This is a genomic window from Bradyrhizobium sp. LB11.1 (genome assembly GCF_040549385.1).
Lineage (GTDB): Bacteria > Pseudomonadota > Alphaproteobacteria > Rhizobiales > Xanthobacteraceae > Bradyrhizobium.
This window is the reverse complement of sequence record NZ_JBEPTH010000028.1, coordinates 1-25658: the sequence shown is the minus strand read 5'-3', so window position 1 is coordinate 25658 and position 25658 is coordinate 1. Positions and strand designations below refer to the sequence as shown.

Genomic DNA, 25658 nt, shown 5'->3' with positions numbered 1-25658 from the left:
GGTCGATGCTTGCATCAGACGCTCCGTGGGTTCGAGTGTGGAAACCCAAACCTAACGGATAGGGCCCGCTCACCGCCCCATGGAATCTACGAGAGCTTCGCTCGTCGGCTATAGCTTTCTCAGGAACACAAACTCCGTGTCGTCATAAGCCCGCCGCTCCAATTCCTCAAAACCTTCCGGCGTCGCGAACTGGGCGGCCTTCGCCTCTTCCACCACCAGCAGCGCGCCCGGCGTCAGCCAGTCGCCGTCGCGAAGGCTCGCAAGTGCCTTTTCGGCAAAGCCTTGATTATAAGGTGGATCGAGAAATACCAGCGAGAACGGCTCGACGGGATGCGCGGGGCCGAGATCAGTCGCGTCGCGGCGATAGACCTTGGTGACACCGCCGAGGCCGAGCGACTCGACGTTGTTTCGGAGCAGCGCACGCGCCTCCGCGCCGTTGTCCACGAACAGCGTGAACTTCGCGCCGCGCGAGGACGCCTCGATCCCAAGCGCGCCGGTGCCGGCGAAAAGATCGAGCACGCGCGCATCGTCGATCGGATCGTCATAGGCGTGCACGAGAATGTTGAAGACGGACTCGCGCAAGCGGTCCGCCGTGGGACGGATGTCGCGCGAAGACGGTGAGGCGAGATTGCGCCCCTTCAAGCGACCGCCAACCACGCGCATCCTATTCGTCCCGCGGCGTCAGATCGCGCTTGCCGTGATAGCCGCGCTTGGGACGGCGCGGCGGGCCGTAACCGTTGGCCTGATCCTCGTTGCGCTCGCGAGCTTCGTCGCTACCCGTGCGCTGCACCAGCACGCGGCGGCCCTTGCGGTCGGCGATCACGTCGCGCTTGGACGCCTTCTTCTCGCCGGACGCATCGCCCTCGCTCGACGACGATTTCTGCGGCACGTCGAACTGCGCACCAGACTTGTCGATCACCTTGTCGCCGAGCTGCTCACGCAACACGCGCGCGCGGATCTCCTCGACCTGACCCTCGGGGACCTCGCCGAGTTGGAACGGACCGTAGGAGACGCGGATCAACCGGTTCACCTCGAGCCCGAGATGGGCGCAGACATTGCGCACCTCGCGGTTCTTGCCTTCGCGGATCGCGAACACCAGCCAGACATTGGCGCCCTGGTCGCGCTCCAGCGTCGCTTCGATCGGACCGTACTTCACGCCCTCGACCTCGATGCCTGCCTTCAGCTGGTCGAGTTGCGCCTGGGTGACGTCACCATGGGCGCGGACGCGGTAGCGGCGCAGCCAGCCAGTATCGGGCAGTTCGAGCGTGCGTGCGAGGCCACCGTCATTGGTCAGCAGCAGCAGGCCTTCGGTGTTGAAGTCGAGCCGGCCGACGCTGATCAGCCGCGGCAGGCCTTCCGGCAGATTGTCGAACACGGTCGGACGCCCCTCGGGGTCGTCGTGCGTCGTCATCAACCCGCGCGGCTTGTGGTAGAGGAACAGCCGCGTGCGCTCGCGCTCCGGCAACGGCTTGCCGTCGACAGTGACGACATCGTTTTGCGTGATGTCGAGCGCCGGCGAGTTGATCACGCGGCCGTTGACGGTGACGCGCCCTTGCGTGACCATCTCCTCGGCATCGCGGCGCGAGGCGAGGCCTGCACGCGCGAGCGCCTTTGCGATGCGCTCGCCGGTCTTCTTCGGCTTGGGTGCCTCGTCCCGACGCGGCCGTCCCTCGAAATCCCGCTCGCGCGCGCGATAGGCGCCGCGGCCTCCGAAGGCGGGACGCTTCTCGAAGATCCTGCTGTCATCCTCGTTTTCACGTCGCGGACGGTCACCGAAACGACCTTCACTGCGCGGATGTTCGTGCCAGTCCGAGCGGCCCTCGGACCGCTCGCGCGGACGATCAAATTTCGGGCGGTCACCACCGCGCCCGCCGCGTTCGCCATCGCCGTCACGACGGGGCCGATCGAATTTTGGACGATCCTCACGCGGGCGATCGAACTTGGGACGATCGCGGAAAGGACGATCACCTGATGCGCGATCGTCGCGTGAGCGCGAGAAGCGCGGACGGTCGTCGCCGCCCTCGCGCTTCTGCCAGGGTTTGTCCGCGCCGCGATCGCGGTCGCCAAAATCCTTGCGCGGACCTTTGCTAAAGTCCTTGCGCGGCGGCCGATCGCCGCGGGGACCCGCGTCGCGCTTCTGCCACGGCTTTGAATCGCTGCGCTCGCCACGATCGCGATCCGGCGCACCTCGCGAGAACTTTCGCTCGCCGTCGAATTTTCGCTCCGGGCGATCGCCACGCGGCGCGTAGGGCCGTTTCTCGCCGAACTTCTTGTCGCCGAAGCGGCCCGCCGGACGCGAGTCGTCGCGATCCCGGCTGCGCGGCGGACGGTCGTCGCGGCCAAAGGACGGACGATCACCACGCGGCTTGAACGGGCGCTTGTCGCCATCGCGCGAGGAGCGATCGGAAAACGGACGGTCTTCACGCGGCTTGAAGGGACGGTCGCCGCGGGGCTTGAAGCTGCGCTCGCCGCGATCGGAGTTCGGACGATCGCCGCGGGGCTTGAACGGCCGGTCGCCGCGATCCTCGCGCGGGCGGTCATCGCGCTTGAACCGGGGCTTGTCGCTGAAATCACGGCGCGGTGCATCACCCTCTTCGCGGCGGCGGACCGGACGGCTGTCACGGTCACCGCGGGGCGGACGATCGTCGCTCTTGCCGCCCGGGCCGCGCTTGGCAAACTTCTTCTCAGGCCCACGCGGTTTGCCGGAACGACCCTTGGGCGGGCCGCGATCTCGCCGGCCGCGGGAATCGTTGTCTTTGTCGCTGTCGCGAGGCATGAATAATCTCACTCAGGGGGTGGCCGGAAAGCATTGTGCGCGCTCGTTCCGAGCCGCATGCTCAGGCAAAATCAGTAAGCACTTCTGCTGAAGGCGCAGCTACTAGCAGGTTTCTTCGGATGATACGAGGCTTGAAAGCCCCCTCTTTCATGGATTTGGCGCTCAAAACGGCCGAAAACGCCGGAAAAGCGGGCGAGGTCCCTATCGGATGCGTGGTGGTGCGCAATTACGAGGTCATCGCCACCGCCGCCAACCGGACGCTGACCGACTATGACCCTACGGGCCATGCCGAGATCATTGCGCTGCGCGAGGCGGCGAAAAAGATCGGCAGCGAGCGCCTGGTCGACTGCGACCTCTACGTGACGCTGGAGCCCTGCACCATGTGTGCGGGCGCGATCTCCTTTGCAAGGGTCCGCAGGCTCTATTACGGCGCGGCCGACCCCAAGGGCGGCGCGGTCGAATCCGGCGTCCGGTTCTTTGCATCGCCCACCTGCCACCACGCGCCGGACGTCTATTCCGGGGTCGGAGAAAGCGAGTCGGCGCGGCTGCTCAAGGAGTTCTTTCGCGAGCGGCGTTAACCGCGTGCGAAAAACGCACGCATCGCCTTCGCGGTGATTTCGGGGTTCTCCTCCGTGAGGAAGTGGCCGGAATCCACCGGCTGTCCCTCGACATTGGTCGCCCACTGCTTCCAGATGTCGAGCGGCGTCGCTGCGGCCTGGGCGATGCCGACGCCACCCCACAGCGCCAGCATGGGAACGGTGATCTTCTTGCCGGACTCGAAATCGGCCTTGTCGAGGTCGTAGTCGATAGTGGCGCCGGCGCGGTAATCCTCGCACATCGCATGCACGCGGGCGGGATCGCGGAACGGGGCGATGTAGTGCGCGAGCGCGCGCGTGTCGATCGCGTCCAGCGTCTTCGACTTGGTCTGGCTCGCCATCTTGAAGCGCAGGAAGAATTCGCCCTGGCCCGCGATCAGCGTCTCCGGCAGCGGCGCGGGCTGGGCGAGAAACGTCCAGTGATAGATCTTCAGCGCATAGGCGCGGTTCATCCGCTCCCAGTAATCCAGGGTCGGCAGGATATCGAGCACCGCGAGCTTCGACAGCCGGCCGGGATGATCAAGCGCCAAACGATACGACACGCGGCCGCCGCGATCATGGCCGGCGAGCGCGAAGTGGACGTGGCCGAGCTGCTCCATCACCTCCACCATGGCCTTGGCCATCGCGCGCTTGCTGTAGGGCATGTGCAGCGCGTCGCTCTCGGGCATGTCGGACCAGCCATAGCCCGGAAGGTCGGCGATGATCAGCGTGAACCGGTCGGCCAGCTGCGGCGCGACGCGGTGCCACATCACATGCGTCTCGGAGAAGCCGTGCAGCAGCAGCAGCGGCGGCCCCTTGCCGCCGACGCGGGCGAAGATGCGGCCGAACGAGGTGTTGATCCATTCGGAGGCGAAGCCGGGATAGAGGTCGGCGAGATCGGACATCTTCTGCATCCTTATCTGGTCAGTCGCGAGAGCGCCTCGACATGAAGGTCGAAAACAACCCCATGCACAGTAGCTAAGTTCAAGCCCTGCCTGCATATTTCTGGAGTGGCGACGGGCAACGCCTGTTCCTGCGCGCCGGGCGGCAAAAACCCTGTCAGCCCCGGGCCTTCTCGGCCTCCACCGCCTGCCAGCCGATGTCGCGGCGGCAGAAGCCCTCCGGCCAGTTGATGCGGTCGACGGCCTGATAGGCGCGGCCTTGCGCTTCGGTCACATCAGCCCCGAGCGCGCAGACATTGAGCACGCGGCCGCCATTGGCGAGGATGGCGCCGTCCTTCGCGACCGTACCGGCGTGGAAGATCTCGACCGTCTCGACCTTGGCCGCGTCGTCGAGCCCTTCGATCCGCGTGCCCTTCTGATAGTCGCCGGGATAGCCCTTCGCCGCCATCACCACCGTGAGCGCGGATTCCGGATACCAGCGCAGGTCGAAATTCCTGAGCTGCCCATCGCAGGCAGCGAGGAACGCCGGCACGATGTCCGACATCATGCGCAGCATCAGCACCTGGCACTCGGGATCGCCGAAGCGGACGTTGAACTCGAACAGCTTTGGGCCCTGCGTCGTCAGCATGATCCCCGCATAGAGAATGCCGCGGAACGGCGTGCCGCGCTTTTTCATGCCGGCGACCGTCGGCAGAATGATTTTCGCCATGATCGCGTCGTGGATCGCAGGCGTCACCAGCGGCGTCGGCGAATAGGCGCCCATGCCGCCGGTGTTCGGGCCGACGTCGTGGTCGAACACGCGCTTGTGGTCCTGGGCGGAGGCCAGCGGAATGGCGGTCTCGCCGTCGCAGAGCGCGAAGAAGCTGATCTCGCGGCCCGGCAGAAACTCCTCGATCACCACCTCAGCGCCGGCTTCGCCAAACGCGCCCTCGAACATCATGGCGATGGCGTCCTCGGCCTCGCGCACGGTTTTTGCGACGACGACGCCCTTACCGGCGGCAAGCCCGTCGGCCTTCACGACGATCGGCGCGCCCTGGCTGTTGACGTAGTCGCGCGCGTCCTGGGCATTGGTGAATCGCTTGTAGGCGCCGGTCGGAATGCCGAATTCAGTGCAGAGCGCCTTGGTGAAACCCTTGGAGCTTTCGAGCTGGGCGGGGATCTTGTTCGGCCCGAACGCCTTGATGCCGGCGGCGGTGAGATCATCGACGATGCCGGCCGCCAGCGGCGTCTCCGGGCCGACCACCACGAGCTCGACCGCATTGGTCTTGCAGAAGGCGATCACGGCGGCATGGTCGGCGACATCGAGCGCCACGCACTCCGCCTCGCGCGCGATACCGGCATTGCCGGGCGCGCACCAGAGTTTGGTCACCAGGGGAGAGGCCGCGATTTTCCACGCCAGGGCATGTTCGCGGCCGCCGGAACCAAGCAGGAGAATGTGCATCGAACGCTCGAAATGAGGGGTTTTGCTGGGGCGGAGGTCGCACGAATCGGGGCGGGTCTCAAGGGGAAACGCCCACCCTCCCCGTCAGCCTGGGGCGTGGCGAGCTCCGCTTCATTCCCCTTGCGGAAAGTCAATACCGGGAATCTCCAACTTTGCGTTCAGATTTTTCTACCACAGGTGGCCGAGGTCCGTTGCGAAACCGCGAAATCGTGGTATCGCGATTATGGTGCTGCAGGACCGGGGCGGGGTGATACTGTGGAAGAGTTCCTGAAGGAACTCGCTGCTACTGATGGTGACGACGCGCTGCTTGACCTTTGCCGCAGGTGCAGCCTGCACGGCACGCCGAAGGTCTTTGCCGGCGATGAGGGCCGCTACTATCACTTCCGCAAGCGGATAGCTCAGAAGTTCGACATCAGCTTCCACGAGGTTTTCATTACTGGCTCGGCGAAACTCGGCTTCAGCCCGCACAAGAGCAAAGTCTTCGATTACGACTCCGACATCGATGTGGCGCTCATTTCGAGCGCACTGTACGAGCGGATTATGTCATTTATCCACGACTACCAGATGCAACTGCGGGAAAATCGAAAAGCTGTATCCAGTCGGGAGCTGTCGGACTATCACCGGTTTCTCGAATACGGCGCCATCGGATGGATGCGCCCTGACCTGCTGCCGACGTCATTTCGCGGGCGCGACTTGAAGAGAGACTGGTTCGACTTCTTCGATTCGATCTCGCACGGGAAAAGCGAGGTCGGAAACTTCAAAGTCACTGCGGGCGCCTTCAAGAGCTACTCGCATTTGGAGCGCTACACTGTCTGCGGTCTACGAGCCCTGAAATCGTCTCTGCAAGTAGGAGCACTGAATGCCGCGGCAAATTAAGCCTAGCGTCACGAATCCAACAATCGCCGACGTTTATCAGGAGATAGACCAAAGTAAGCTGGTTCTGCAGCCCGACTTTCAGAGGAAGTTCGTTTGGACTCATGAACACCAAGAGGCCTTCATTGACACCATTTTGAGCGGCCTTCCGTTCCCGGAAATCTACGTGTGCGAGGGCGATGTCGACGTGCAAAAGCTTCGCACAACACGCCTCGTAATTGATGGGCAGCAACGGCTAACCACGATCCGCAACTACATCGAAGGAAAGCATGAGCATCCGTTGCTGAAGGTTCCGACATACGATGATTTGACCATCGATCAGAAGAAAGATTTTGCGAGCTATCAAATCGTGATGCGCGATTTAGGGAAGGTCGACGAAGAAACCACGAGAGAGATTTTCCGGCGCATCAATCTGACCAAATTCAAGTTGGACGACATTGAAATTCACAACGCGGTCTATGACGGCCAATTCATTCAGGCGGCTAAGTACGTACTCGAAAACATCAATCTCGAACAGTACGGTGTGCTGAGAGAGTCCGAGTTCACTCGAATGGCCGACTTACACTTCATCTTGCTCGTAATGTCCACATTGGAAAACGGAGGTTATTTTGCGCAAGATCGGGAGGTTGAACCAAAGGTCGCGGCGTTCAACGATGAATATCCGAACCGTGATCACATGATTGCACTGCTCATTAAGACTTTCGCTATCGTCAAAGATTTGGAGCTGCCTTGGGAATCGATGTGGTTTAGAAAGTCAAATTTCTTCACTTTGGTCGTCGAGATTGCGACGCACATCGGAAACCTGCCGAAAGAACTTCGAGCGATGCTTCTAGCGCTTGAAGTGAACGTCATGGCCAACCGTAACGACACAAATTCGGAATTTTACCGGTACTACTCCTACATGTACCAAGCGACCCATGGTCGGCAGGCCCGTGTTGTTCGCGCTGAGTTCTTCCGAAAATACTGCCTTTAGACTGAATTCAGGCATTTAACGTCAATGGGTGAGCTGAAACCTTATCGCGTGAAGTCTGACGCACCGTTGACCGGTGGTGCGCGCTTCATTCGAGGCTTCACCCGGATCGGCGCGGTCGTTGCCGTGCTGACACTGTTGACCGGGATTGCAATCACAATCTTTGTTGGTGTCGATCGATACAATTCCGATGTTCGCAAACACGAAGACGCCATGTGCGTAACGCGCCTCGCGCGCGCTGGTTGGACCTTCAAAAAGAAATACGACTACAGCAGCGACCTCGACTACAGCGTCGGTGGTTGTTCGGGATGGAGTCTTTCGTACCAGTCGCTCAATGATGTAATCGCCATGGCGGACGCGCCGGCGCCGATGTTTCTGTCAAGCGAAGCCAGTTCCATCCTCGGGTGGGGGCTCGTAATCACCGGCGGGCTCGCGGTCGTGGCCTATCTGGCCTTCTGGTGTATCGGCTGGGTGTTCGCCGGATTTACAAGGGACGCATGAGGCCGCAACTTGCATATTCTCCCCTTGTGGGACCCGTAAGGGGAGAGGGCGCAGCAATCGGCACCACCGTCGCTAGACCTGCTTCCCCGCAATGATCTCCTGCAGCGTCGCAACATGCCGCGCAAAGGCGCCGCGACCAGCCGCCGTGGCTGTCACGGTCGTCTGCGGCTTGAATTACGGTGACAGTGCACTAAATTCCAAAGCCAAAGACATCAGTTGCCACCGTTTAGTGCACTGTCACCGTAATCCCAGCGCCATCCATTCACGATCGATGCCATCGTGGTGCTGCCTGACCACCTTCACACTGTGTGGACGTTACCAGAAGGCGATGCCGGTTTTGCAATGCGCTGGCAGTTGATCAAATCCACCTTTTCGCGCGGTCTGCCGCGCGACGAGAGGATATCCCGAAGCCGCTCGGCCAGAGGTGAACGGGGCATCTGGCAACGCAGATATTGGGAGCATACCATTCGCGACAAAGTCGATTTCGCGCGACATGTGGACTATGTTCATATCACCCCAGTCAAGCACGGGCTCGTCGACCGAGTACGTGACTGGGTCCCGTCCTCGTTTCATCGCCACGTAAAGCTTGGCAATTACCCGGCCGATTGGGCCGGCGATCAGTCGGATGACGGCCGCGACTACGGTGAACGGGGATAGAGGAGCGATGGGTTTCGCAAGGGCTCAACCCATCCTACTGTCCAGTCTTGCCGACGGCCCCTACCCCTGCCCCCCGCAATGATCTCCTGCAACGTCGCCACATGCCGCGCAAACGCGCCGCGGCCGGCCGCAGTCGCGGTCACGGTCGCTTGCGGCTTCTTGCCGACAAACGCCTTCTCTACCGAGACGTAGCCGGCTTTGGCCAGGGTCTCGATGTGCGCGCCGAGATTGCCGTCGGTGAGCTTCTTGAGGCGGGAGAATTCAAGTCCAGCAGCGGTGGCCGGCAGCGAATTCAGCGCGGCCATGATCTTGAGGCGCAGCGGCTGGTGGATGATATCGTCGAGCTCGGCCATGGCGCTAGCTCCGTCGCATCCAGAGGCCGCCGACGATCAGGCCGCCGCCGTTGACGACGGCCATCCACGGCAGGAAGGCATCGCCGGTGACGAAGAAATAGCCGACCAGCGTCAATGCGATAATCCCTGGCGCGATGACGACGAAGGCAGTGCCGAACTACAGCCCAATTGCGGCGACAGTGCACGAAATTCCCAGTCAAGTGGTGCGTAAATGCACAACCGATGTCGAGGATTCTGGAATCCTATTTGGCCGAGCCATTCCTAGTTAACTCCCGGACGAGGCGTTGGCCCGCGCGAAGAGGCGGGCTGAAGCGAACGAACGGTGAGCGAGAGCGCGGCTGACCGTTCATCGCGCCTACGTCGACGATCAAGAACGGGAATATTGAAATGTACGAAGCAATCAAATGGCCGGAAGACATGACTCCCAGTCGGTCCCCGATCCATTTCACAAATGAGTTGATCGTCGCAGCATCCGTTGAAACGATCTGGTCCCTGCTTGTGGACCATACTGCGTGGCCCAGCTTCTACCCGGGCGTTGAGCACGTGGAATTGCTCGACGGGCACGCCTCACTTCAGCTTGGCACACGGTTCCAGACTAACTTGGCTGGACAAGACGTCTACGCGTCAGTTCAGGAATTCGAGCCGATGACACGCATCGCTTGGGGCGGTGGCCCCAAATCATCGCTGGAATCGAAAGCCTATCACGCCTGGATCATCACGCCGGTGTCCGAGGGGACTCACCTCTGGACCGAAGAAACGATGCAGGGGCCGCTTTGGATTGAGTTGGCCAAGCAAGCTCCCGACGTGTTCTGGCGCACGCATCAAAAGCTTCTGGAAGATCTCGCGAAGGTTGCCACTCAGCGGAGCGGATCCCCCACGAAATAAGCCCGCGCCGTTGGAGGCCGGGCAATCAACATCAACACAGATCGGAGAAGCATTATGAGCCATGCGATTGCAGGATTCGGTGCGGTGGGCCAGGCCCTCGCCCACGCCTTCGCCCGCAAAAACATCGAGGTGAGCGTCGCGAGCCGCCGGCCGCCCGAGGCATTGGCGCCGCAGGCTCGGGCGATTGGACCCACGATAGTCGCCAAGGTCGGACGCAGTTGATCTTCCAGGATCTGTTCAAGAAGGAGCAGTGATCGATGTACGATCATGTAATTTGGCCCGAGAAGTACGATCCCGCAACGTCAGCCATCTATGCCCTCAACGACATTGATGTGAAGGCACCCGCCGAAGCGGTATGGCGGCTGCTGGTCGATGCCGAGAACTGGTGGAGCTATTTCCCTCCTGAAGATCAGGTAAAAATCCTCAGCGGTGAAAGGGAACTCGCGCGCGGCGCCAAATACAGCCGGGTGACGGTTGGATTCCCGATGAGCTTAGTCGTTACCGAGTGCGAGCCCTTTCGCCGACTTGCCTGGGCGACGACAGTCGATGGCGATGAAACCGGCTCTAGCGCGTATCACGGCTGGGTCATCACTCCCACTGATGATGGCTGCCACGTGCTGACCGAGGAGACGCAGCAGGGCCCGTGGTTCATGGAGGAGCTTGGACGAAAGCATCCCGGAGCGCTCTACCGCTATCACCAGGAGTGGGTTGAACGCCTCGCCCGCGCGGCGGAAGCAACCGTCAGGACAGGCTGATCCCGGGACGCCCTTTCCCCGGCTAGACATCAACGCATTGAGCAAAGAGATGGCCACGCTGGCCAAGATTGGAGACGAATGACATGAATATTGATCTCAAAGGCAAAAAGGCGATCGTCACCGGGTCAACGGCAGGCATCGGCCGCGCCACCGCAGAGGGTTTGGCTCGTGCCGGGGCGGCGGTCGTCATTAGTGGCCGTGGGAATGCCCGGGTCGACGAGGCCATACAGCAAATTCAGAAGGCCGTCCCCGGCAGCGAAGTCACCGGCGTTGCCGCAGACCTGGCGACCGCGGAGGGTGTCGAGGCCTTTATCGCGCAGGTGCCGGACGCCGATATCCTTGTGAACAACGTGGGTACGGCTCACATTCGGAGCTATAACGGCATCGAAGACATTGCGAAGATTTCTGACGAAGACTGGCTTGGCCTGTTCCAGTTGAACGTCATGAGCGGCGTGCGCATGACACGTCATTATCTCCCGCGCATGGTGGGGAAAGGCTGGGGCCGCGTCGTGTTTGTCAGCAGCGAGTCCGCTGTGAACATCCCCAAGGAGATGCTGGACTACGGCATGACCAAGACCGCGCAACTCGCCGTCTCGCGCGGGCTTGCCGAGGCGGTCTCGGGCACGGGCGTCACCGTCAACGCTGTCCTGCCGGGACCCACGCGGTCGGAGATCCTGGGCGACTTCATGGCGAAGCAGGCCGAGGCGAATGGCATCACACAGGAGGAGGCTGAACAAGGCTTCCTGAAGGCGCTGCGTCCGACCACCCTTATTCGCCGTTTCGCGACCACGGATGAGGTAGCCAGCATGATCATCTACGCATGCTCGGAGCAGGCTTCGGCGACAACCGGTGCGGCTCTCCGTGTTGATGGTGGTGTGGTCCGTTACGTTGCGTAGCAATGGATTGCGATCCAATGCCCGAAATCGACGTCGTCGGCGTGGACAAGACCTCCTTCGTCCGCATCCGTGACGAGGAGTCGACGCTCTCGTTGAGCGGATCCCGGTCGGGCGCGTCGGTGGTTGGATGAGATCGCGGACGTTGTTGCTTTTCTCGCCAGTCCTTCAGCGAATTGCATTACAGGCGCCAATTTACGCATGGACGGCGGCATGTTTCCGTACGCGTGATGGGCCTACCCCTGCTTCCCCGAAATGATCTCCTGCAACGTCGCCACATGCCGCGCAAACGCACCTCGGCCTGCCCCCGTCGCGGTCACCGTTGTCTGCGGCTTCTTGCCAACGAAAGCCTTCTCCACCGAGACGTAGCCCGCCTTCGCCAACGTCTCGATATGCGCACCGAGATTGCCGTCGGTGGCGCCGGTGAGCTTCTTGAGGCGGGAAAATTCGAGACCCGCGGCGGTTACCGGCAGCGAATTCAGCGCGGCCATGATCTTGAGCCGCAGCGGCTGGTGGATGATGTCGTCGAACTCGGCCATGGCGCTAATGCGGAATGGGATTGAGTTGGATCAACGGGCCGCGGGCTTGGTGCACCTCTCCCGCTTGCGGGAGAGGTCGGCGCAATGCGCCGGGTGAGGGTTCTCTCCTCTGGGAGGTTCTCGATTGCGGAGACACCCTCTCCCATAGCCGATGCTGCGCATCGGCGTCTGCTCTAAGGACGGCGGCCGAAGGCCGTCGGTGCCTCCCCCGCAAGCGGGGGAGGGAGCGCACCTCCTTCGTGGTAGCACTTGAACCTAGTCTCATCATGTTTTAGCTCCGTCGCATCCAGAGGCCACCGACGATCGGGCCGCCGCCATTGACGACGGCCATCCACGGCAGGAAGGCATCGCCGGTGACGAAGAAATAGCCGATCAGCGTCAGTGCGGTGATCCCTAGCGCGATGACGACGAAGGCAGTGCCGAACCACAGGCCTGCCAGCGCATAGAACAGCATGACATAGATGGTCCAGAACGCGCCTTGCTGGCGCGGCGTGAAGTGGCCGAGCACGTGGGCGCAGAGGAAGCCGAAGGCGACGAACATCAGGAAGGCGAGCAGCACGCGCATGTCGAAGCTGCGAACGCCCGTCGAGGCCTGGTTCGAAGCGCTGATCGCAAACGAGCCGGCGATGCCGAGGACGTAGACCGCGAGCCAGTCGTAATAGGCTCCGTGCGGCCACAGCCAGGTCGCGATGTTGGCAGCGAACACCAGCACGCCCCATAGGATCATCATCTGGCTGGCAAGATCATAGATGCGCGACTGCCGCACGCGCTGGACGATATCGTCGATATCGGCCAGCGCCTCGGCTGCCTGCTTGCTGTCGATCATGTCGTCCCTCTCAGTCCCAGGGCTATCGCATATGACTCTCGGTGAAACCTGAACGCACGCCTCGTCCTTCGAGACGACCGCGGAGCCTGTCATCGGGCCGCGCTTTGCGCGGACCCGGTGGCGGTCTCCTCCGGATGAGGCTAAGCGGCAGCTTGGCCTCTGATGAGCTGCCGCGCATTCGGTCCTCATCCTGAGGGCCCGCCAACGGCGGGCGTCTCGAAGGATGGCCGCGAACGAGTTTCCAACCACGTTTTGCTCATATGCGATTGCCTCCCTCAACCCGGCATCATCGCGGAATCGTGCAGGCGCTCGACGGCCCGCCTGCGGCGCGCAGCACCGATGGTGCGCATGAATGCGTAACCGATCAGGAACATCGCGGCCTTGCTGACGATGCCATAGATCGACATGACTACCGACCAGGTCGCGACGTCGACATTGAGAGCGACGATCACGTTCAGCGCCGCCGAAAAGAACATCAAGCCCGACCAGGCGTAGCCGACGATGATGGCGATGTCAGGCACCAACTCGATCGCGATCGGCGGTAGATAGCGATTCATCCATCCGCGCTTCAGCATCACGATTCCGACGATGACGTAGATCACGCTCGGCTTGATCATCACGAAGCGCGGATCGTTGGTGAGCAGCGTGACGGTGCCGGCGCCGAGCACCAGAAACAGGCTCATCCATTGCATGGTGTCGATCGGCTTGCGGCGCGCGACTTGCCAGCCGATCTGGGCGACGCCCAGCGCCATGCCGAGCACGACCGAGAGGGTGACGTTATGGGTCAGCAGATAGAGCGCGAGAAAGAGCAGCGTCGCCGCCATGTCGAGCAGCAGCAATTTTGCAGCCTGGAACAGGTTTTTCATGGACGTCTCCACGGCTTGTCAGCAACGGCAGGGCAATCGCGTCTGATGTTTTGGATGGGCCTGAGCAAGCGCCTCGTCCTTCGAGACGACCGCTTCGCGGTCTCCTCAGGATGAGGCTTCGTGGTAGCAGCGCTCGTGAAACTGCTTCTGCATACTCTGCCCTCATGATGAGGGCCCGCCGAAGGCGGGCGTCTCGAAGGATGGCTGCGGGCGAGCTCCTCGCTACGTTTGTATGCGATGGCCCTGCCAGCAACGAGCCGCATCATGACTGCCCCGCCCCTCTGGTCGCCACGTCCTCGGCGATCGCATTCACCGCCTTCGGATTGGTGACCATGCCCATGTGGTTGACGCCCTCGATCAGCTTGACGTCGACGGAGGGTTTGATGGCCTGCACGGTCTCGGCGTATTTGTCGGAGATCATCATCTCGTCCTCGGCGCCGCCGAAGATCGTCATCGGATGCGTCACCGAGGCGAGATCGAGGCGATAGCCATGCGTGGCGAAATTGCGCATCAGGCGGTCGGAATAGGTCGCCGTCAAAATCCGTTCCGAATTCGCGGGCACCGCGAAGGCGAGCACCGGCAGTTGCGCGCAGCAGTCGATGCCGAGCTTGCGCAAGGCTGCGAGCCCGAGGAAGCGCGGAATGTCGGCATTGGCCCAGCCGCCGGAATGCGGCTTGTTGGTCGGTGCGTCATAGCCGAGATAGGGCGCGACCAGCACGGTGCGGACGAACAGATCCTGGATGATCGGCGTCGCGGCGACGCGCAGCGAGAAACCGCCGCCGGCGGAATGGCCGACCAAAGTGAGCGGCAGATCCGGCGCGCTCTTGCGGACATGGGCGACGAAATCGACGAGGTCGTCCTCGAGCTGGCCGACATAGCCGATGTCGCCGCGCGTGCCCGAAGCCCCGTGGCCGCGCGTGTCGAGCGCCCAAGTCTCGACGCCGTGCGCCGCGATCGCGCCCGAGAGCGCATGGTTGACCGTGCCGGAGGAGCCGGACGAGCCGTGGATGAAGATCGCACCGCGGCCGGTGTCGGCGCCGCTTGCCGCGTAATGGCGATAGCCGAGCCAGGTGCCGTCACGGGCCTGGAATCGCTCCAGCGCCGGCAGGGTCGTCATGTCGACGCCCTTGCGGGAGTCGGAGACCGAATGCAGCTCCGCCGGCCGCTGCAGCGGCGTCGCGATCAAGGCCAGGACAATCAGCGCCACGGCGCCCACCGCGCACAGACCCCATTTCAGCAGGCTCAAGGTGCCTCGCAGCAACTGCATCGCCTAAACTCCCTGACTGGATCATATATAGAGAACTCTATAATACAGAGTACTCTTGCGATCAAATCCGGGATTGGCGCCGCCCTGCGAAAATCCTTAACGTCGGGTCAGACCCCAAAATGCCGAATCGTTTGCCGATGCCGCCTGCGGAACAACTGAACAACGCGCCCGAATTCACCGTGTCCGAGCTCTCGCAGTCCCTGAAGCGGACGGTGGAGGACACCTATGGCCATGTCCGGGTCCGCGGCGAGATCTCCGGGTTCCGCGGCGCCCACTCCTCCGGCCATTGCTATTTCGCGCTCAAGGACGAGAGCGCCAAGATCGAGGCGGTGATCTGGAAGGGCGTGCACGGCCGCATGCGCTTCAAGCCCCAGGAGGGGCTCGAGGTCATCGCCACCGGCAAGCTCACGACCTATCCGGGCTCCTCCAAGTATCAGATCGTGATCGAGGCGCTGGAGCCGGCCGGCATCGGCGCGCTGATGGCGCTGATGGAAGAGCGCAAGAAGAAGCTCGCAGCCGAAGGCCTGTTCGACGAAGCGCGCAAGCAGTTGCTGCCCTGGCTGCCGGAGGTGATCGGCGTCGTGACCTCGCCGACCGGCGCCGTGATCCGCGACATCCTGCACCGGCTCGAGGATCGCTTCCCTCGCCACGTGCTGGTGTGGCCGGTGAAGGTTCAGGGCGAAGGCTCGGCCGAACAGGTCGCAGCCGCGATCCGCGGCTTCAACGCGATTGCCCCGGGCGGCAAGATTCCACGGCCCGACGTGCTCATCGTCGCGCGCGGCGGTGGTTCGCTGGAGGATCTCTGGTCGTTCAACGAGGAGATCGTGGTCCGCGCAGCCGCCGAGAGCATGATCCCGCTGATCTCGGCGGTCGGCCACGAGACCGATATTACGCTGATCGATTTCGTCGCCGACAAGCGCGCGCCGACGCCGACGGCGGCCGCCGAAATGGCGGTGCCGGTGCGCAGCGATCTCTTTGTCGAGGTCGCCGATCTCGCGCGGCGCACCCGCGCCTATTGGCAGCGTGCCCACGAAAGCCGCCGCAGCGAATTGCGTGCCGCCGCGCGCGCGCTGCCGGCGGCCGGCGATCTGCTCGCGATCCCGCGGCAGCGGCTGGATTCGGCAGGCAGCGCCCTGCCCCGCGGATTGAAGGCCAACACGCATGCGCATTTCCGCAGGTTTACCGCGGCCAGTGCAAAGCTGACCCTGCGGGTGCTTCACGGCCAGATCTCGCAGGCCGGGCACCGGCTCACCGTGTGCGGCGAACGGCTCGGCCTGTCCGCGCGCTCGCTGCTTCGGCGGCGGCGCGATCGCTTCGCCGGGCTTGAGGTGCGGTTGCGCGCTTCAAAACTCTCCAACGCGCAGGCGCAGCGCAATGCGATTGCCCGCCAGCGCGAGCGCACGCATCGCCTCGCCGAACGCGCCAACCGCGCGCTCGTCACGCTGCTGCAGCGGTTCGATGCCCGCGTCGAGAACAGCGGCAAGCTGCTCTCCGCGCTGTCCTATCGCGGCGTGCTCGCCCGCGGCTTCGCGCTGGTGCGCGACGAAGCCGGGCATCCGCTGCATTCGGCAGACAGCGTCGGACCCGGCGCACGCGTCGAGATCGAGTTTGCGGATGGACGTGTAGGCGCAACCGCGGACGCGGATCGGCCAGAGCCTGTGGCCAAGCGCGCGCCGGCCCAGCCGAAGGCGGCGGCGCAGGACGCGAAGCCCGCGCCGAAGCGCGTGGGCAAGCCGGTGGATCAGGGCACGTTGTTCTGAGGGGGAGCGCGCCTCTGCTCTCGCAGCGCCCAGCCCGTCATCCTGAGGTGCGAGGCTTGCGATGCAACGCATCGCAAGGTGAGCCTCGAAGGATGAACAGCCGAGATGCAGCCGGGCCGTCGCCCTTCGAGGCTCGCCGAAGAGGCGAGCACCTCAGGGTGACGGTGATAGATTAGTCCGCCTACCGGCAGGACAATCCCGCGTCGATCGTGGTCCAGAAGCCGCAATGTTCCGGCGTGGGCTGGGGCGCTCCGGCGTGGGCTTCGAACAGGAAGATCACCACGGTGAAGACGGCCAGTGCCGACGAGAAGATGACGATGCGGTTGCGCATGAGAGATGCGTTCAGCCGACATCATGGTCGAACTAAGGCGCCGACATCCGCTGAAACCGGCTTGAGGCGCGATCCGTAGTTTTCCGGTCGGCCATATTAGTCCGTGCAGGGCGGTGGTCGATGCGGGCTGTCCGTCTCACGCTGTTCCTCGGGCGGCCCCGCCTTCGCTCTACCGAGCTACGGCGCGGCAGGCCCGCTCGTCGCCTCTACCGCGCCAACCACTCCGCGACTTCCTTCTGCGATTCTGCGCGCGCCCCGACATCGGTGCTGGCGGCCGCCGCGTGCAGCGGCGTGTTGGCGCGGTCGAAATCGTGATCGGCGCCGGGATAGACCACGATGCGCGCGAGCGCGCTGCGGCCGTGCGCGCCGTCCACCATCTGGCGGCAGGCCGGCGGCGACGAGACGTCGTCATCGGCGCCGATCAGCACCAGTGTCGGCACCCGCGTGCTCCAGCCGAGACCGGCGGAGATCCGGCAATCCGGATAGAATGCGATCGCGGCGCGGAAATCCGGTCCCGCTCCACGCGCCGCGCTCTGCGGACGCACCGCCCAGAGCAGCGCGCTGGCGCCGTTGGCCCAGCCGATCAGGCTGACGCGGTTGCGCGCCACCCAGCTCTGCTTCATCAGCCAGGCGCGCGATGCCGCGATGTCGGTAACGCGCTCGCGCCGCGCCTTGACGTGCATCTCCTTGACGCCGCATTGCGGCCCGAGTTCGCGCGAGCCGTAGCTGTCGGGCAGCAGCACGGCATTACCGGCTTTCAGCAGGCGCTCGGCCCAGTCGCGATAGCGCGGCAGCACTGGATCGGAATGACCACCGAGGCCGCCACAACCGTGCAGCGCGATCACGGTCGGGAACGGCCCCTCGCCCTCGGGCTTGAACAGCTGCGCATGCAGAACGCCGGACGACAGTGGAATATCGACCTGCGCAGGCGCCGGCGCGGCATGCGCGGCCGACATCAAGAGCATTGGGAACAGGGCGGTCAGTCGAAGGCGCATCGGATTCCGTCGCAGGAGGTGCCGCACGGCCTCAAGCACTATCATGCGGTAACGGCGGCAAAACATCACAAACCGGTGGGTTTAACGGGCGGACAAGCCACCCTATTTATGCTACATCCAGTCCAACACATCGTGCCCTCCAGGGTTTTCCAGGGAGAGCCCTTCCACGGAGACTTTCGACCGTGCTGAACAAGTTCGGCCCCTCGGGCCATGGCGAAGCGCAAGTGCAATATCTCGACGGCGATTTCCGCGTGATCTCGCCGGGGACCTTCGTGCGCTGCGCCATCACCGACACGCGGATTCCGCTCGATGAGTTGAAGTACTGGAGCGTGGATCTGCAAGAGGCCTACGCCACGCCCGGCGCCGTGCTGCAGCGGCATTTCCCCAACGCGCCGAAGCCGTGATCGTGATCCTTCGACTCTCGCAACTCTCGTAGGGTGGGCAAAGGCGCAAAGCGCCGTGCCCACGATCTCTGCATGATCATGAGAAACAGCGTGGGCACGCTCCGCTTTGCCCACTCTACGAGACCGAGTTCGTGGCATCATCGCGCTATTGCTGCTCGGGGCCATCCGCGCCCACGCAGGTCTTGATCGCACTCTTCCGCGCTTCGCCGACGACCTTCTGATCGATCGCCTGCTTCAGGCAATCGAGCCGCGCCTGCGCCATGCAGAGCTGCATCTGGTCGCGCTTGTCCTGCCCCTTCAGATTTTGCGTCGAGCTGAGACACGTCACGCGCCTGGTCGCAGGAACCGGCACCGCGGCGCCTGGAGCAGCGGGAGCCGGCGTCGTCTGTGCAAACACCGGCGCAACCATCAGACACACAAGGCTGGCGGCCAGGGCCGTGAAGGGAAGTTTCATCGCATTCTCCAGGATCGCATATGATCGATAGAGGTTTGCGATGAATGTCGCCTGAATGGCGGTGCCGTAGGGTGGGCAAAGCGCAAGCGTGCCCACCACCTGTCTCCGAACGCGAACAGATCGTGGGCATGGCGCTATGCGCCTTTGCCCACCCTACGAGACCGTCGCCTGCTACGAGATCATTGCGTGCTGAAGCGCCGCTCGCGCGCTTTGTAGAGATGATCGCTGATCAATTGCTTGAGCTTGGCCGGATCGCCGAACTCGAGCTGGACCGCGAACGGCACGATGCCATCGGGCACATCTTCACGGCCACGCAGGCGCGCGAGGTCTTTCTCCGTCGTCACCAGGACGAGCTGCTCGCGCTGGGCGTCGGCTGCAAGCGCCAAGAGCTCGGGCTGCGAGAACATGTGGTGGTCGGCGAAGGGACGCGTGCGGGCGACCTCGATGCCGCCGGCGCGCAAGCTGCGGAAGAATCGCTCGGGGTCGCCGATGCCGGCAAAAGCGAACACCTGCTTGCCAAAGAGCTGCGCGACCGCGACCGCGTCCGGCTTCAGCCGCGCGCGCAGCACCGGCTTGTCGCGCGCGGAAATCTCGGCCGCGACATGATCCGCGGCATGGCCGTCGCCGATCAGCACCAGCGCGTCGGTGCGCGCAAGTTGCGCCTTCAGCGGCGCACGCAGCGGACCTGCCGGAAACACCTTGCCGTTGCCGAGGCCCCGCTCGCTGTCGATCACGATCAGCGAGGCGTCCTTCAACAGATGCGGGTTCTGGAAGCCGTCGTCCATCAGGATCACGGTGGCGCCTTGCGACTTCGCCAACGCGACGCCGTCGAGGCGGTCGCGCGCGACGGCGACGGGCACGTCGCGCACCATCATCAGCGGCTCGTCACCGATGTCGGCCGCGGTGTGACGTTCGCGATCGACCATCACCGGGCCGTGCAAGCGTCCGCCATAGCCGCGGCTGAGCACGACGGGCGTCTCGCCGAGCTCGCGCAACAGTTTCGTCAGGGCCAGCACCGTCGGCGTCTTGCCGGCGCCGCCGACATGATAGTTGCCGACGCAGAGCACGGGGATGCCGGCGTCAAATCCCTGGCGCGCCATGCGGCGCGCGGTGATGGCGCCATAGAGCGCGCCCAACGGGCTGAGGAGATACGACTTCGGGGAACGCGGCCGGTACCAGAAGGCCGGCTCACGCATTGGCGGCTCCCATCTCGATCCGCAACTGCATCAGGTACGGCTCGAGCGCCGTCATGGTGCGATCGAGCGCGCCGCCGAGCTCTTCGACCACGCTTGAGCCTGCGCGCTGCAGCTTGTCACGCACGGTCGGCTCGGCCAGCAACAGACCGAGCTGCTTGACCAGCGCCTCCTGGGTGTCGGCCTGGCGCGCCCCGCCGCGGCCATCGAGCGCCTCATAGACATCGGCGAAGTTGAAGACGTGCGGACCATGGACGATGGCCGCACCGAGCTTGATCGCTTCGATCGGATTCTGCCCGCCATGGCGGATCAGCGATCCGCCCATGAACACGATCGGCGAGAGGCGGTAGAACAGGCCGAGCTCGCCCATGGTGTCGGCGACATAAACGTCGGTGGTGGCCGTCGGCAGCTCTTCGCGCGAGCGCAAGGCCGGCTTCAGCCCTGACGCCGTGATCATGCCCGATATCGAGGAGCCGCGATCCGGATGACGCGGCACGATCACCGTCAGAAGCTGCGGGAAGAAGCCCACGAGGTTGCGATGCGCGGCGACCAGCATCTCGTCCTCGCCCGGATGGGTCGAGGCCGCGACGATGATCGGCCGCCCGCGCGTCATCGCCATCAGCCGTTCGAGTTTTGCGGGATCGGCCGGCGGCGCCGGCACGTCGAGCTTGAGATTGCCCGTGGTGACGACGTCGCGGCCGCCCAGCGCGGAGAAACGTTCGGCGTCGGTCTTCGACTGCGCAAGGCAGATGTCGAAGCGCGACAGCAGCGCCGAGATCGTGCCGTGCATCCGGCGCCAGCGCGGGAACGAGCGCGGCGACATCCGCCCGTTGATCAGCACCATCGGCACCCGGCGCGCGGCGCCCGCCAGAATCAGGTTCGGCCACAGGTCGGATTCGATGAACAGCGCCAGCGACGGCTTCCAGTGATCGAGGAAGCGCGCGACGTAGCGCGGGGAATCATACGGCACGTATTGATGGATGACGTCGGGTGGAAAGCGCTTTGCCACGACGGCAGCCGAGGTGACCGTGCCCGAGGTGAGCAGGATGCGCAAATTGAGGTCGCGCAGCCGCTCGATCAGCGCCGCCGCGGCCAGCACCTCGCCGACGCTGGCGCCGTGGATCCAGACCAGCGGGCCATGCGGCCGGACGTCCTGGCTGAGCCCCCGCCGCTCGCCGACGCGTTCCGGGTCTTCCTTGCCCTGCTTCAGCCGCCGCTTGATCAGCGCAGGCGCGAGCGGCACCAGGCTGGTCGCCAGGCGCCGATACATCCGCAGCGTCATCGGCAGGGACTTGGGCAGCGCATGGGGCAGCGAATTAGCCATCTGCAGGTCCCGGGCGGCCGAGCTGCGCATAGGCGCGGCGGGTGGCTTCGTTCAGGGTGTCTTCCAGCTCCTGCCGCAGCGCTTCCATGGTGGCGGCATCGGCATCCGGCGGCACGTGGATTTCCTTGATGCCGACCAGAGCGCCCCGCCCGAACGGCAGGTTGATAGTGGTGCGGTCCCAGTTCTTGAGCCGGATGAAGCGGCTGGTCGCCATTGCGAAAGGCATGATCGGCCGCCCCGATTCCCGTGCCAGCATGATGATGCCGAGCCCGGCCACGCGCGCGCGCTTGGGGACATCGGCGGTCAGGGCGACATTACAACCGTCTTGCAGCGTCCGCACCATCTCCTTGAAGGCGCCGACGCCACCTTTCCGGTGGAAAGCGCTGCCATGATCGCCGGACCCGCGGATGAGACCGATGCCGAGCCGCTCCACCGCGATGGCGTTGAACTCGCCGTCGCGATGCCGGGAGATCAGGACCTTGGCGCGGTAGGACTCCTTGTTCTTGATGAACGGGGTGAGGAAATGCTGGCCATGCCAGAACGCGAAGATCGCCGGAATCTGCGGCTCGACGATGTCGTAGACGCCGGGCGGATCGAACGTGAACGTGTTGGTCCGCCAGACCAGACGCAGATATTCGGCCGCCAGGACCCCGACGGCACGCTGAAACCAGCTGCTTCGCAGCGTATTGCGAAGCAGTTTTTTCAACGCGCCGGTTCTTGATTCGGGTCGAGCAGCCGGTGGAGATGGACGATGAAATAGCGCATCTGCGCGTTGTCGACCGTGCTCTGCGCCTTGGCGCGCCAGGCGACGTGCGCCGCCGCATAGTTCGGATAGAGGCCGACGATTTCGACGTCGTCGAGATTCTTGAAGGTGTTGTGCTCGAGATCGAGCAGCTCACCGCCAATGACGAGATGAAGCAGTTGTTGCGGGGCACTATCTGACATGGGTTCTGTTCCTAAGAGCTGCCCGGCAAAGCAGTGTTCGACAAGCACGACGACAGCGCTCAGGGCAAGGGACGGTTTCGAAAATGCGCGACAATGCTCGCATGACGATCGCGCCCCGCTGCCACCAGCACCCCGTGCGTCACTTCCCGACGATTATAAAGGATGGGATCTCCGGAGAGGTCGCTCATCCTACCATCCGCTTCCTGCACGATCAAATCGGCCGCCGCAAGGTCCCAATCATGACTATTGCCGCCCGCGAAAGCCGCATCCAGCCCGCCATTGGCGACCCGGCACAGGCGGAGCGCGAGCGAACCGATTCGCGGGTGCAGCTTGATCTCGCCGCCGCTTGTATTGAGCCGCTCGACCATCGGCTTCGGGCCGGCGACCCGGGCGAAGTCGAGCGTGGTCCCGGGCGTCGCCCGCACCGGCCTCCCGTTGAGCAGCGTGCCCTGGCCGCGGGCGGCGAAAAAGAACTCGCCGCAAGTCGGCGCGAACACCGCGGCCAGCACCGGCGATGCATCCTCGACCAGCGCGACGCTGACGCACCATTCGTCATGGCCATTGAGATAGTTGCGGGTGCCGTCGATGGGATCGACGATCCAGGTCAGCCGCCGCGACAGCCGGGTCGCGTCGTCGGCGCTCTCCTCCGACAGCCAGCCATAGTCCGGCGTGGCGCCGCGCAGCCGTGCTTCCAACAGGTCATTGACGGCGATGTCGGCTTCCGAGACCGGCGAGGACGCGCCCTTGGTCCACTTCTTCAGGTCGGTGCGGAACATCGACTGCGCGAGGCTGCCTGCCTCCCGCACCGTGTCTTGCAGCAGTGCCGCGTCGCGTGTCAGAATATTTACGTCGAGACTGTCAGCGTCCGCCAAGCGTCAATCCCTCGATGCGCACCGTCGGCGAATTGATGCCGTAGCGGAACTCGAGATTGTTCGCGGGCTGCATCGACTTGAAGATCTCGAACAGATGCCCGGCGATCGTCACCTCGCTCACCGCATAGGTCAGCTCGCCATTCTCGATCCAGAAGCCGGAAGCGCCGCGGCTGTAATCACCGGTGACGCCGTTCACGCCCGAGCCGATCAGATCGGTGACGTAAAAGCCCTGCTTGATGTCAGCGATCAGCTCGGCCGGCGTCGGTATGCCGGGTTCGAGATGCAGATTGTACGGTCCGGGCGACGGCGAGGACGAGACGCCGCGATGGGCGTGGCCGGTGGTGGTGAGGCCGAGTTCGCGCGCGGTCGCGCAATCAAGCAGCCAGGTCGTCAGCACGCCTTCGTCGATCAGCGCGGTCTTCTTCACCGCGACGCCCTCGGCGTCGAAGGTCTGCGAGCGCAGTCCGCGCTTGCGCAGGGGATCGTCGATGATGCGGATGTTTTTCGCGAACAGCTGCTGGCCGAGCTTGTCCTTCAGGAAGCTGGTCTTGCGCGCGATCGAGGCACCGTTGATGGCGCCGACGACATGGCCGACCAGCGAGCCCGCGACGCGCGGATCGAACACGACGGGCACCTTGCAGGTCTCGACCTTGCGCGGATTGTAGCGCGCCACGGTGCGCTCGCCGGCGGAGCGACCGACAACTTCCGGCGACAACAGATCGGCGCCATGCGGCGCCGCGGTGAAGTCGTAGTCGCGCTCCATGCCGGTGCCTTCGCCGACGATCGCGGTCGCGGAGATGCCCTGGCTGGAGCGCAGATAGGAGCCGTGAAAGCCGGTAGAGGTGACGAGCACCATGCCGCCCATGCCGGCGGAGGCCGAAGCGCCGCCGGATTTCGACACGCCCTTCACGGCAAGCGCGGCGGCTTCGGCTTCGAGCGCGCGGCGCTCGAGCTCGGCCGTTGCGGGCACATCGGGATCGAGCAGATCGAGATCGGGGAAATCGCGCGCAAGCAGCGCGGGATCGGCGAGGCCGACATATTTGTCTGAAGGAGCGACCCTGGCCATCGCGACTGCGCGCTCGGCCAACTTGGTGACGGCATCGCCGCTCGCGTCATTGGTCGAGACCACGGCCTGGCGCTGACCGACCAGAACGCGCAGGCCGACATCGTCGCCCTCGGACCGCTCGGATTCCTCGACGCGGCCGTCGCGCACCTCGACCCCTTGCGCGATGCCGCGCACCGCGACCGCATCGGCCGCATCCGCGCCGGCGCGCTTCGCCGCCTCGACCAGACGCTGCGCAAGATCAGACAGCGCGGACTGATCAAACAGATCGGACTTGGCCCGCGACGAATTATGGGTCGAAAGCGTCGAGCTTGGTGAAGGGTTCACAAACGAAATCCTGTTGGGGCGCGCGGGAGGTTTCGGGGCGATAGGGGCCCTGAACACCAGATGTGCCCTAATGGTGCGGACTTCAAGCGTTTTCAGCCCGGCAAAAGCTCAGATTCGCGAGACCTGTGCAACGTCTCGTCAATCATCCGCGCCAAGGTCTTGTCAATCATGGTGGGCGGTGACGCCGGATTAACCAGCCTTTTTAAGCGGTTTCGGAAAGGCCCGCGCTAAGGTCCTCGCATCGACCGGGAACATAATCCTGGCGGGGAGAACTAAAGCCGTGAGGCGTCAAACAGCAACATGCGGGGCCAACCCCGCCGGGTCGAGCCGCTCGCTGCGGCTCGACCCTCTTTCCCTTCCGGTCCGCTTCGATGCGCATGATCCGCGCGCCGACGGCTACACAAGGCAAATCGAGCTTCATCGCGAACGTGTCGTGCTGCGTCGTGCCGTCCGCGGCATGCAGATGGCGATCAACGTGCGCGTCAGCGACTTCACCGGCGTCGCGCTGCGCGGCAATGACGAGGCGCAGACCCTCGTCCTGGTGCATCGCGATCCCTCACTCTCCGTTCCGCTGCTGGTCAGCGCCGATGGCGACGATCTCGCCGAGGCCTGGGCGATCTGGAGCGAGATCTTTGCGCTGCCGCAGCTCGACGAAGGTGCCCGCAAGCCGGCGCCGCGCCGCCGCCGCGCCAACGCGATCCGCGCCCGCCGTCCGAAATTCCTGATGCGCCGGCGCACCGCCATGACGCGCGAGCTGCCGGTCCATCGCGAAGAACGCGAGATCGTTGCAAGGAACTAGGCGGCAAGCACAGGTGCCGTAGATTCCATGGGGCGGTGAGCGGGCCCTATCCGTTAGGTTTGGGTTTCCACACTCGAACCCACGGAGCGTCTGATGCAAGCATCGACCGAGA

Annotated in this window: 27 protein-coding genes and 5 pseudogenes; 13 read left to right on the top strand and 19 right to left on the bottom strand. The window is 63.9% G+C overall.

Translation table 11 applies throughout. The features are described 5' to 3' along the window. Window positions 1-108: 108 nt before the first annotated feature. Complete coding sequence (gene rsmD / locus ABIA96_RS35175) at window positions 109-663, bottom strand: 16S rRNA (guanine(966)-N(2))-methyltransferase RsmD (RefSeq protein ID WP_354141496.1); 555 nt, start codon at window positions 661-663, stop codon at window positions 109-111. Between the two features lies 1 nt (window position 664). Continuing rightward, window positions 665-2776 carry a pseudouridine synthase gene (locus ABIA96_RS35170; RefSeq protein WP_354141495.1) on the bottom strand — a complete coding sequence of 704 codons (2112 nt, stop codon included), beginning with the start codon at window positions 2774-2776 and terminating at the stop codon, window positions 665-667. Between the two features lie 119 nt (window positions 2777-2895). On the opposite strand from ABIA96_RS35170, the gene ABIA96_RS35165 reads away from it, so the two are divergent. Next, a complete protein-coding gene (locus tag ABIA96_RS35165; RefSeq protein ID WP_354141500.1) occupies window positions 2896-3354 on the top strand; it encodes a nucleoside deaminase in 459 nt (152 codons plus the stop codon). Here the strand turns inward: ABIA96_RS35165 and ABIA96_RS35160 are convergent. Together ABIA96_RS35160 and purD are read right to left on the bottom strand one after the other, a co-directional pair. Then, complete coding sequence (locus ABIA96_RS35160; RefSeq protein WP_354141494.1) at window positions 3351-4256, bottom strand: alpha/beta fold hydrolase; 906 nt, start codon at window positions 4254-4256, stop codon at window positions 3351-3353. The two genes, ABIA96_RS35165 and ABIA96_RS35160, sit on opposite strands and share 4 nt — an antisense overlap. Before the next feature lie 154 nt (window positions 4257-4410). Beyond that, a complete protein-coding gene (gene purD / locus ABIA96_RS35155) occupies window positions 4411-5640 on the bottom strand; it encodes a phosphoribosylamine--glycine ligase (RefSeq protein ID WP_354141499.1) in 1230 nt (409 codons plus the stop codon). Here purD and ABIA96_RS35150 point away from each other — a divergent pair. Genes ABIA96_RS35150 through ABIA96_RS35140 form a run of 3 tightly spaced genes read left to right on the top strand, consistent with a single transcriptional unit; the run spans window position 5542 to window position 8038 of the window. Further along, window positions 5542-6570 (top strand): hypothetical protein, encoded by a 1029-nt coding sequence (locus tag ABIA96_RS35150; protein WP_354141501.1) that lies wholly within the window; start codon window positions 5542-5544, stop codon window positions 6568-6570. The two genes, purD and ABIA96_RS35150, sit on opposite strands and share 99 nt — an antisense overlap. Continuing rightward, window positions 6554-7540 carry a DUF262 domain-containing protein gene (locus ABIA96_RS35145; RefSeq protein WP_354141493.1) on the top strand — a complete coding sequence of 329 codons (987 nt, stop codon included), beginning with the start codon at window positions 6554-6556 and terminating at the stop codon, window positions 7538-7540. The genes ABIA96_RS35150 and ABIA96_RS35145 overlap by 17 nt, the downstream gene beginning before the upstream one ends. Before the next feature lie 24 nt (window positions 7541-7564). After that, on the top strand, window positions 7565-8038 hold the full coding sequence (locus ABIA96_RS35140; protein WP_354141492.1) for a hypothetical protein: 474 nt from the start codon (window positions 7565-7567) through the stop codon (window positions 8036-8038). Between the two features lie 72 nt (window positions 8039-8110). Here ABIA96_RS35140 and ABIA96_RS35135 read toward each other — a convergent pair. Next, window positions 8111-8209: pseudogene (locus ABIA96_RS35135) on the bottom strand (transcriptional regulator); the annotation flags it as partial. A gap of 78 nt (window positions 8210-8287) precedes the next feature. Between ABIA96_RS35135 and ABIA96_RS35130 the strand changes: the two are divergent. Then, window positions 8288-8695 (top strand): annotated as a pseudogene (locus ABIA96_RS35130) (REP-associated tyrosine transposase); the annotation flags it as partial. A 71-nt stretch (window positions 8696-8766) separates the two neighbouring features. Here the strand turns inward: ABIA96_RS35130 and ABIA96_RS35125 are convergent. Continuing rightward, window positions 8767-9048: pseudogene (locus ABIA96_RS35125) on the bottom strand (transcriptional regulator); the annotation flags it as partial. 387 nt (window positions 9049-9435) lie between these two features. Between ABIA96_RS35125 and ABIA96_RS35120 the strand changes: the two are divergent. From ABIA96_RS35120 to ABIA96_RS35100, 5 genes and pseudogenes are all read left to right on the top strand, one after another. Beyond that, the gene (locus ABIA96_RS35120; protein ID WP_354141490.1) at window positions 9436-9933 is read left to right on the top strand and encodes an SRPBCC domain-containing protein; all 498 of its coding nucleotides are present in this window, start codon (window positions 9436-9438) and stop codon (window positions 9931-9933) included. Window positions 9934-9987: 54 nt separating this feature from the next. Then, window positions 9988-10140 (top strand): annotated as a pseudogene (locus tag ABIA96_RS35115) (NAD(P)-binding domain-containing protein); the annotation flags it as partial. A 50-nt stretch (window positions 10141-10190) separates the two neighbouring features. After that, complete coding sequence (locus tag ABIA96_RS35110) at window positions 10191-10688, top strand: SRPBCC domain-containing protein (RefSeq protein ID WP_354141489.1); 498 nt, start codon at window positions 10191-10193, stop codon at window positions 10686-10688. Between the two features lie 83 nt (window positions 10689-10771). Continuing rightward, window positions 10772-11584: an SDR family NAD(P)-dependent oxidoreductase gene (locus ABIA96_RS35105; RefSeq protein ID WP_354141488.1), complete on the top strand. Its 813-nt coding sequence runs from the start codon at window positions 10772-10774 to the stop codon at window positions 11582-11584. A gap of 100 nt (window positions 11585-11684) precedes the next feature. Further along, window positions 11685-11812, top strand: a pseudogene (locus ABIA96_RS35100) (SDR family oxidoreductase); the annotation flags it as partial. Window positions 11813-11817: 5 nt separating this feature from the next. On the opposite strand, the gene ABIA96_RS35095 reads toward ABIA96_RS35100, so the two are convergent. From ABIA96_RS35095 to ABIA96_RS35080, 4 genes are all read right to left on the bottom strand, one after another. Further along, window positions 11818-12120, bottom strand: a complete 303-nt coding sequence (locus ABIA96_RS35095; RefSeq protein ID WP_354141487.1) for a winged helix-turn-helix domain-containing protein — start codon at window positions 12118-12120, stop codon at window positions 11818-11820. 271 nt (window positions 12121-12391) lie between these two features. Then, complete coding sequence (locus ABIA96_RS35090; RefSeq protein WP_354141486.1) at window positions 12392-12946, bottom strand: hypothetical protein; 555 nt, start codon at window positions 12944-12946, stop codon at window positions 12392-12394. Between the two features lie 275 nt (window positions 12947-13221). After that, window positions 13222-13812 (bottom strand): inner membrane-spanning protein YciB, encoded by a 591-nt coding sequence (locus tag ABIA96_RS35085; RefSeq protein ID WP_354141485.1) that lies wholly within the window; start codon window positions 13810-13812, stop codon window positions 13222-13224. A gap of 262 nt (window positions 13813-14074) precedes the next feature. After that, window positions 14075-15079, bottom strand: coding sequence for an alpha/beta hydrolase (locus ABIA96_RS35080; protein WP_354141484.1), 1005 nt, complete (start codon window positions 15077-15079; stop codon window positions 14075-14077). Window positions 15080-15216: 137 nt separating this feature from the next. On the opposite strand from ABIA96_RS35080, the gene xseA reads away from it, so the two are divergent. Next, a complete protein-coding gene (xseA, locus tag ABIA96_RS35075; protein ID WP_354141498.1) occupies window positions 15217-16839 on the top strand; it encodes an exodeoxyribonuclease VII large subunit in 1623 nt (540 codons plus the stop codon). Window positions 16840-17020: 181 nt separating this feature from the next. Here xseA and ABIA96_RS35070 read toward each other — a convergent pair whose 3' ends face one another. Together ABIA96_RS35070 and ABIA96_RS35065 are read right to left on the bottom strand one after the other, a co-directional pair. Further along, window positions 17021-17170, bottom strand: a complete 150-nt coding sequence (locus tag ABIA96_RS35070) for a hypothetical protein (RefSeq protein WP_354141483.1) — start codon at window positions 17168-17170, stop codon at window positions 17021-17023. Window positions 17171-17376: 206 nt separating this feature from the next. Then, on the bottom strand, window positions 17377-18165 hold the full coding sequence (locus ABIA96_RS35065) for a dienelactone hydrolase family protein (protein ID WP_354141482.1): 789 nt from the start codon (window positions 18163-18165) through the stop codon (window positions 17377-17379). Window positions 18166-18347: 182 nt separating this feature from the next. Here ABIA96_RS35065 and ABIA96_RS35060 point away from each other — a divergent pair, with 182 nt between their 5' ends. Beyond that, window positions 18348-18569, top strand: a complete 222-nt coding sequence (locus ABIA96_RS35060) for a DUF2093 domain-containing protein (RefSeq protein ID WP_354141481.1) — start codon at window positions 18348-18350, stop codon at window positions 18567-18569. A 145-nt stretch (window positions 18570-18714) separates the two neighbouring features. Here the strand turns inward: ABIA96_RS35060 and ABIA96_RS35055 are convergent, their stop codons facing one another. The 7 genes from ABIA96_RS35055 to ABIA96_RS35025 form a co-directional block, all read right to left on the bottom strand. Next, the gene (locus ABIA96_RS35055; protein WP_502918883.1) at window positions 18715-19119 is read right to left on the bottom strand and encodes a hypothetical protein; all 405 of its coding nucleotides are present in this window, start codon (window positions 19117-19119) and stop codon (window positions 18715-18717) included. 83 nt (window positions 19120-19202) lie between these two features. Beyond that, window positions 19203-20219 (bottom strand): tetraacyldisaccharide 4'-kinase, encoded by a 1017-nt coding sequence (gene lpxK, locus ABIA96_RS35050; RefSeq protein ID WP_354141480.1) that lies wholly within the window; start codon window positions 20217-20219, stop codon window positions 19203-19205. Continuing rightward, complete coding sequence (locus ABIA96_RS35045; protein WP_354141479.1) at window positions 20212-21570, bottom strand: 3-deoxy-D-manno-octulosonic acid transferase; 1359 nt, start codon at window positions 21568-21570, stop codon at window positions 20212-20214. The genes lpxK and ABIA96_RS35045 overlap by 8 nt, the downstream gene beginning before the upstream one ends. Then, the gene (locus ABIA96_RS35040) at window positions 21533-22246 is read right to left on the bottom strand and encodes a lysophospholipid acyltransferase family protein (RefSeq protein WP_354141478.1); all 714 of its coding nucleotides are present in this window, start codon (window positions 22244-22246) and stop codon (window positions 21533-21535) included. Before ABIA96_RS35040 ends, ABIA96_RS35045 begins: the two co-directional genes overlap by 38 nt. Then, a complete protein-coding gene (locus ABIA96_RS35035) occupies window positions 22243-22485 on the bottom strand; it encodes a DUF4170 domain-containing protein (RefSeq protein WP_354141477.1) in 243 nt (80 codons plus the stop codon). The genes ABIA96_RS35040 and ABIA96_RS35035 overlap by 4 nt, the downstream gene beginning before the upstream one ends. 59 nt (window positions 22486-22544) lie before the next feature. Then, window positions 22545-23357, bottom strand: coding sequence for an inositol monophosphatase family protein (locus ABIA96_RS35030; protein WP_354141476.1), 813 nt, complete (start codon window positions 23355-23357; stop codon window positions 22545-22547). Further along, on the bottom strand, window positions 23344-24747 hold the full coding sequence (locus ABIA96_RS35025; RefSeq protein WP_354141475.1) for a TldD/PmbA family protein: 1404 nt from the start codon (window positions 24745-24747) through the stop codon (window positions 23344-23346). The genes ABIA96_RS35030 and ABIA96_RS35025 overlap by 14 nt, the downstream gene beginning before the upstream one ends. Window positions 24748-25027: 280 nt before the next feature. Between ABIA96_RS35025 and ABIA96_RS35020 the strand changes: the two genes are divergently transcribed. Continuing rightward, window positions 25028-25546, top strand: a complete 519-nt coding sequence (locus tag ABIA96_RS35020; RefSeq protein ID WP_354141474.1) for a DUF6101 family protein — start codon at window positions 25028-25030, stop codon at window positions 25544-25546. Window positions 25547-25658 lie beyond the last annotated feature (112 nt).

Coding starts and splice junctions, on each gene's coding strand:
- ABIA96_RS35120 (WP_354141490.1), top strand. CDS start 9,436: ATGTACGAAGCAATCAAATGGCCGGAAGACATGACTCCCAGTCGGTCC.
- ABIA96_RS35160 (WP_354141494.1), bottom strand. CDS start 4,256: ATGTCCGATCTCGCCGACCTCTATCCCGGCTTCGCCTCCGAATGGATC.
- ABIA96_RS35080 (WP_354141484.1), bottom strand. CDS start 15,079: ATGCAGTTGCTGCGAGGCACCTTGAGCCTGCTGAAATGGGGTCTGTGC.
- ABIA96_RS35035 (WP_354141477.1), bottom strand. CDS start 22,485: ATGTCAGATAGTGCCCCGCAACAACTGCTTCATCTCGTCATTGGCGGT.
- ABIA96_RS35090 (WP_354141486.1), bottom strand. CDS start 12,946: ATGATCGACAGCAAGCAGGCAGCCGAGGCGCTGGCCGATATCGACGAT.
- ABIA96_RS35065 (WP_354141482.1), bottom strand. CDS start 18,165: ATGCGCCTTCGACTGACCGCCCTGTTCCCAATGCTCTTGATGTCGGCC.
- xseA (WP_354141498.1), top strand. CDS start 15,217: ATGCCGCCTGCGGAACAACTGAACAACGCGCCCGAATTCACCGTGTCC.
- rsmD (WP_354141496.1), bottom strand. CDS start 663: ATGCGCGTGGTTGGCGGTCGCTTGAAGGGGCGCAATCTCGCCTCACCG.
- ABIA96_RS35165 (WP_354141500.1), top strand. CDS start 2,896: ATGATACGAGGCTTGAAAGCCCCCTCTTTCATGGATTTGGCGCTCAAA.
- ABIA96_RS35085 (WP_354141485.1), bottom strand. CDS start 13,812: ATGAAAAACCTGTTCCAGGCTGCAAAATTGCTGCTGCTCGACATGGCG.
- ABIA96_RS35140 (WP_354141492.1), top strand. CDS start 7,565: ATGGGTGAGCTGAAACCTTATCGCGTGAAGTCTGACGCACCGTTGACC.
- ABIA96_RS35110 (WP_354141489.1), top strand. CDS start 10,191: ATGTACGATCATGTAATTTGGCCCGAGAAGTACGATCCCGCAACGTCA.
- ABIA96_RS35095 (WP_354141487.1), bottom strand. CDS start 12,120: ATGGCCGAGTTCGACGACATCATCCACCAGCCGCTGCGGCTCAAGATC.
- ABIA96_RS35105 (WP_354141488.1), top strand. CDS start 10,772: ATGAATATTGATCTCAAAGGCAAAAAGGCGATCGTCACCGGGTCAACG.
- ABIA96_RS35150 (WP_354141501.1), top strand. CDS start 5,542: ATGGTCGGCGACATCGAGCGCCACGCACTCCGCCTCGCGCGCGATACC.
- ABIA96_RS35045 (WP_354141479.1), bottom strand. CDS start 21,570: ATGCGCAGCTCGGCCGCCCGGGACCTGCAGATGGCTAATTCGCTGCCC.
- ABIA96_RS35070 (WP_354141483.1), bottom strand. CDS start 17,170: ATGCGCAACCGCATCGTCATCTTCTCGTCGGCACTGGCCGTCTTCACC.
- ABIA96_RS35145 (WP_354141493.1), top strand. CDS start 6,554: ATGCCGCGGCAAATTAAGCCTAGCGTCACGAATCCAACAATCGCCGAC.
- ABIA96_RS35170 (WP_354141495.1), bottom strand. CDS start 2,776: ATGCCTCGCGACAGCGACAAAGACAACGATTCCCGCGGCCGGCGAGAT.
- lpxK (WP_354141480.1), bottom strand. CDS start 20,219: ATGCGTGAGCCGGCCTTCTGGTACCGGCCGCGTTCCCCGAAGTCGTAT.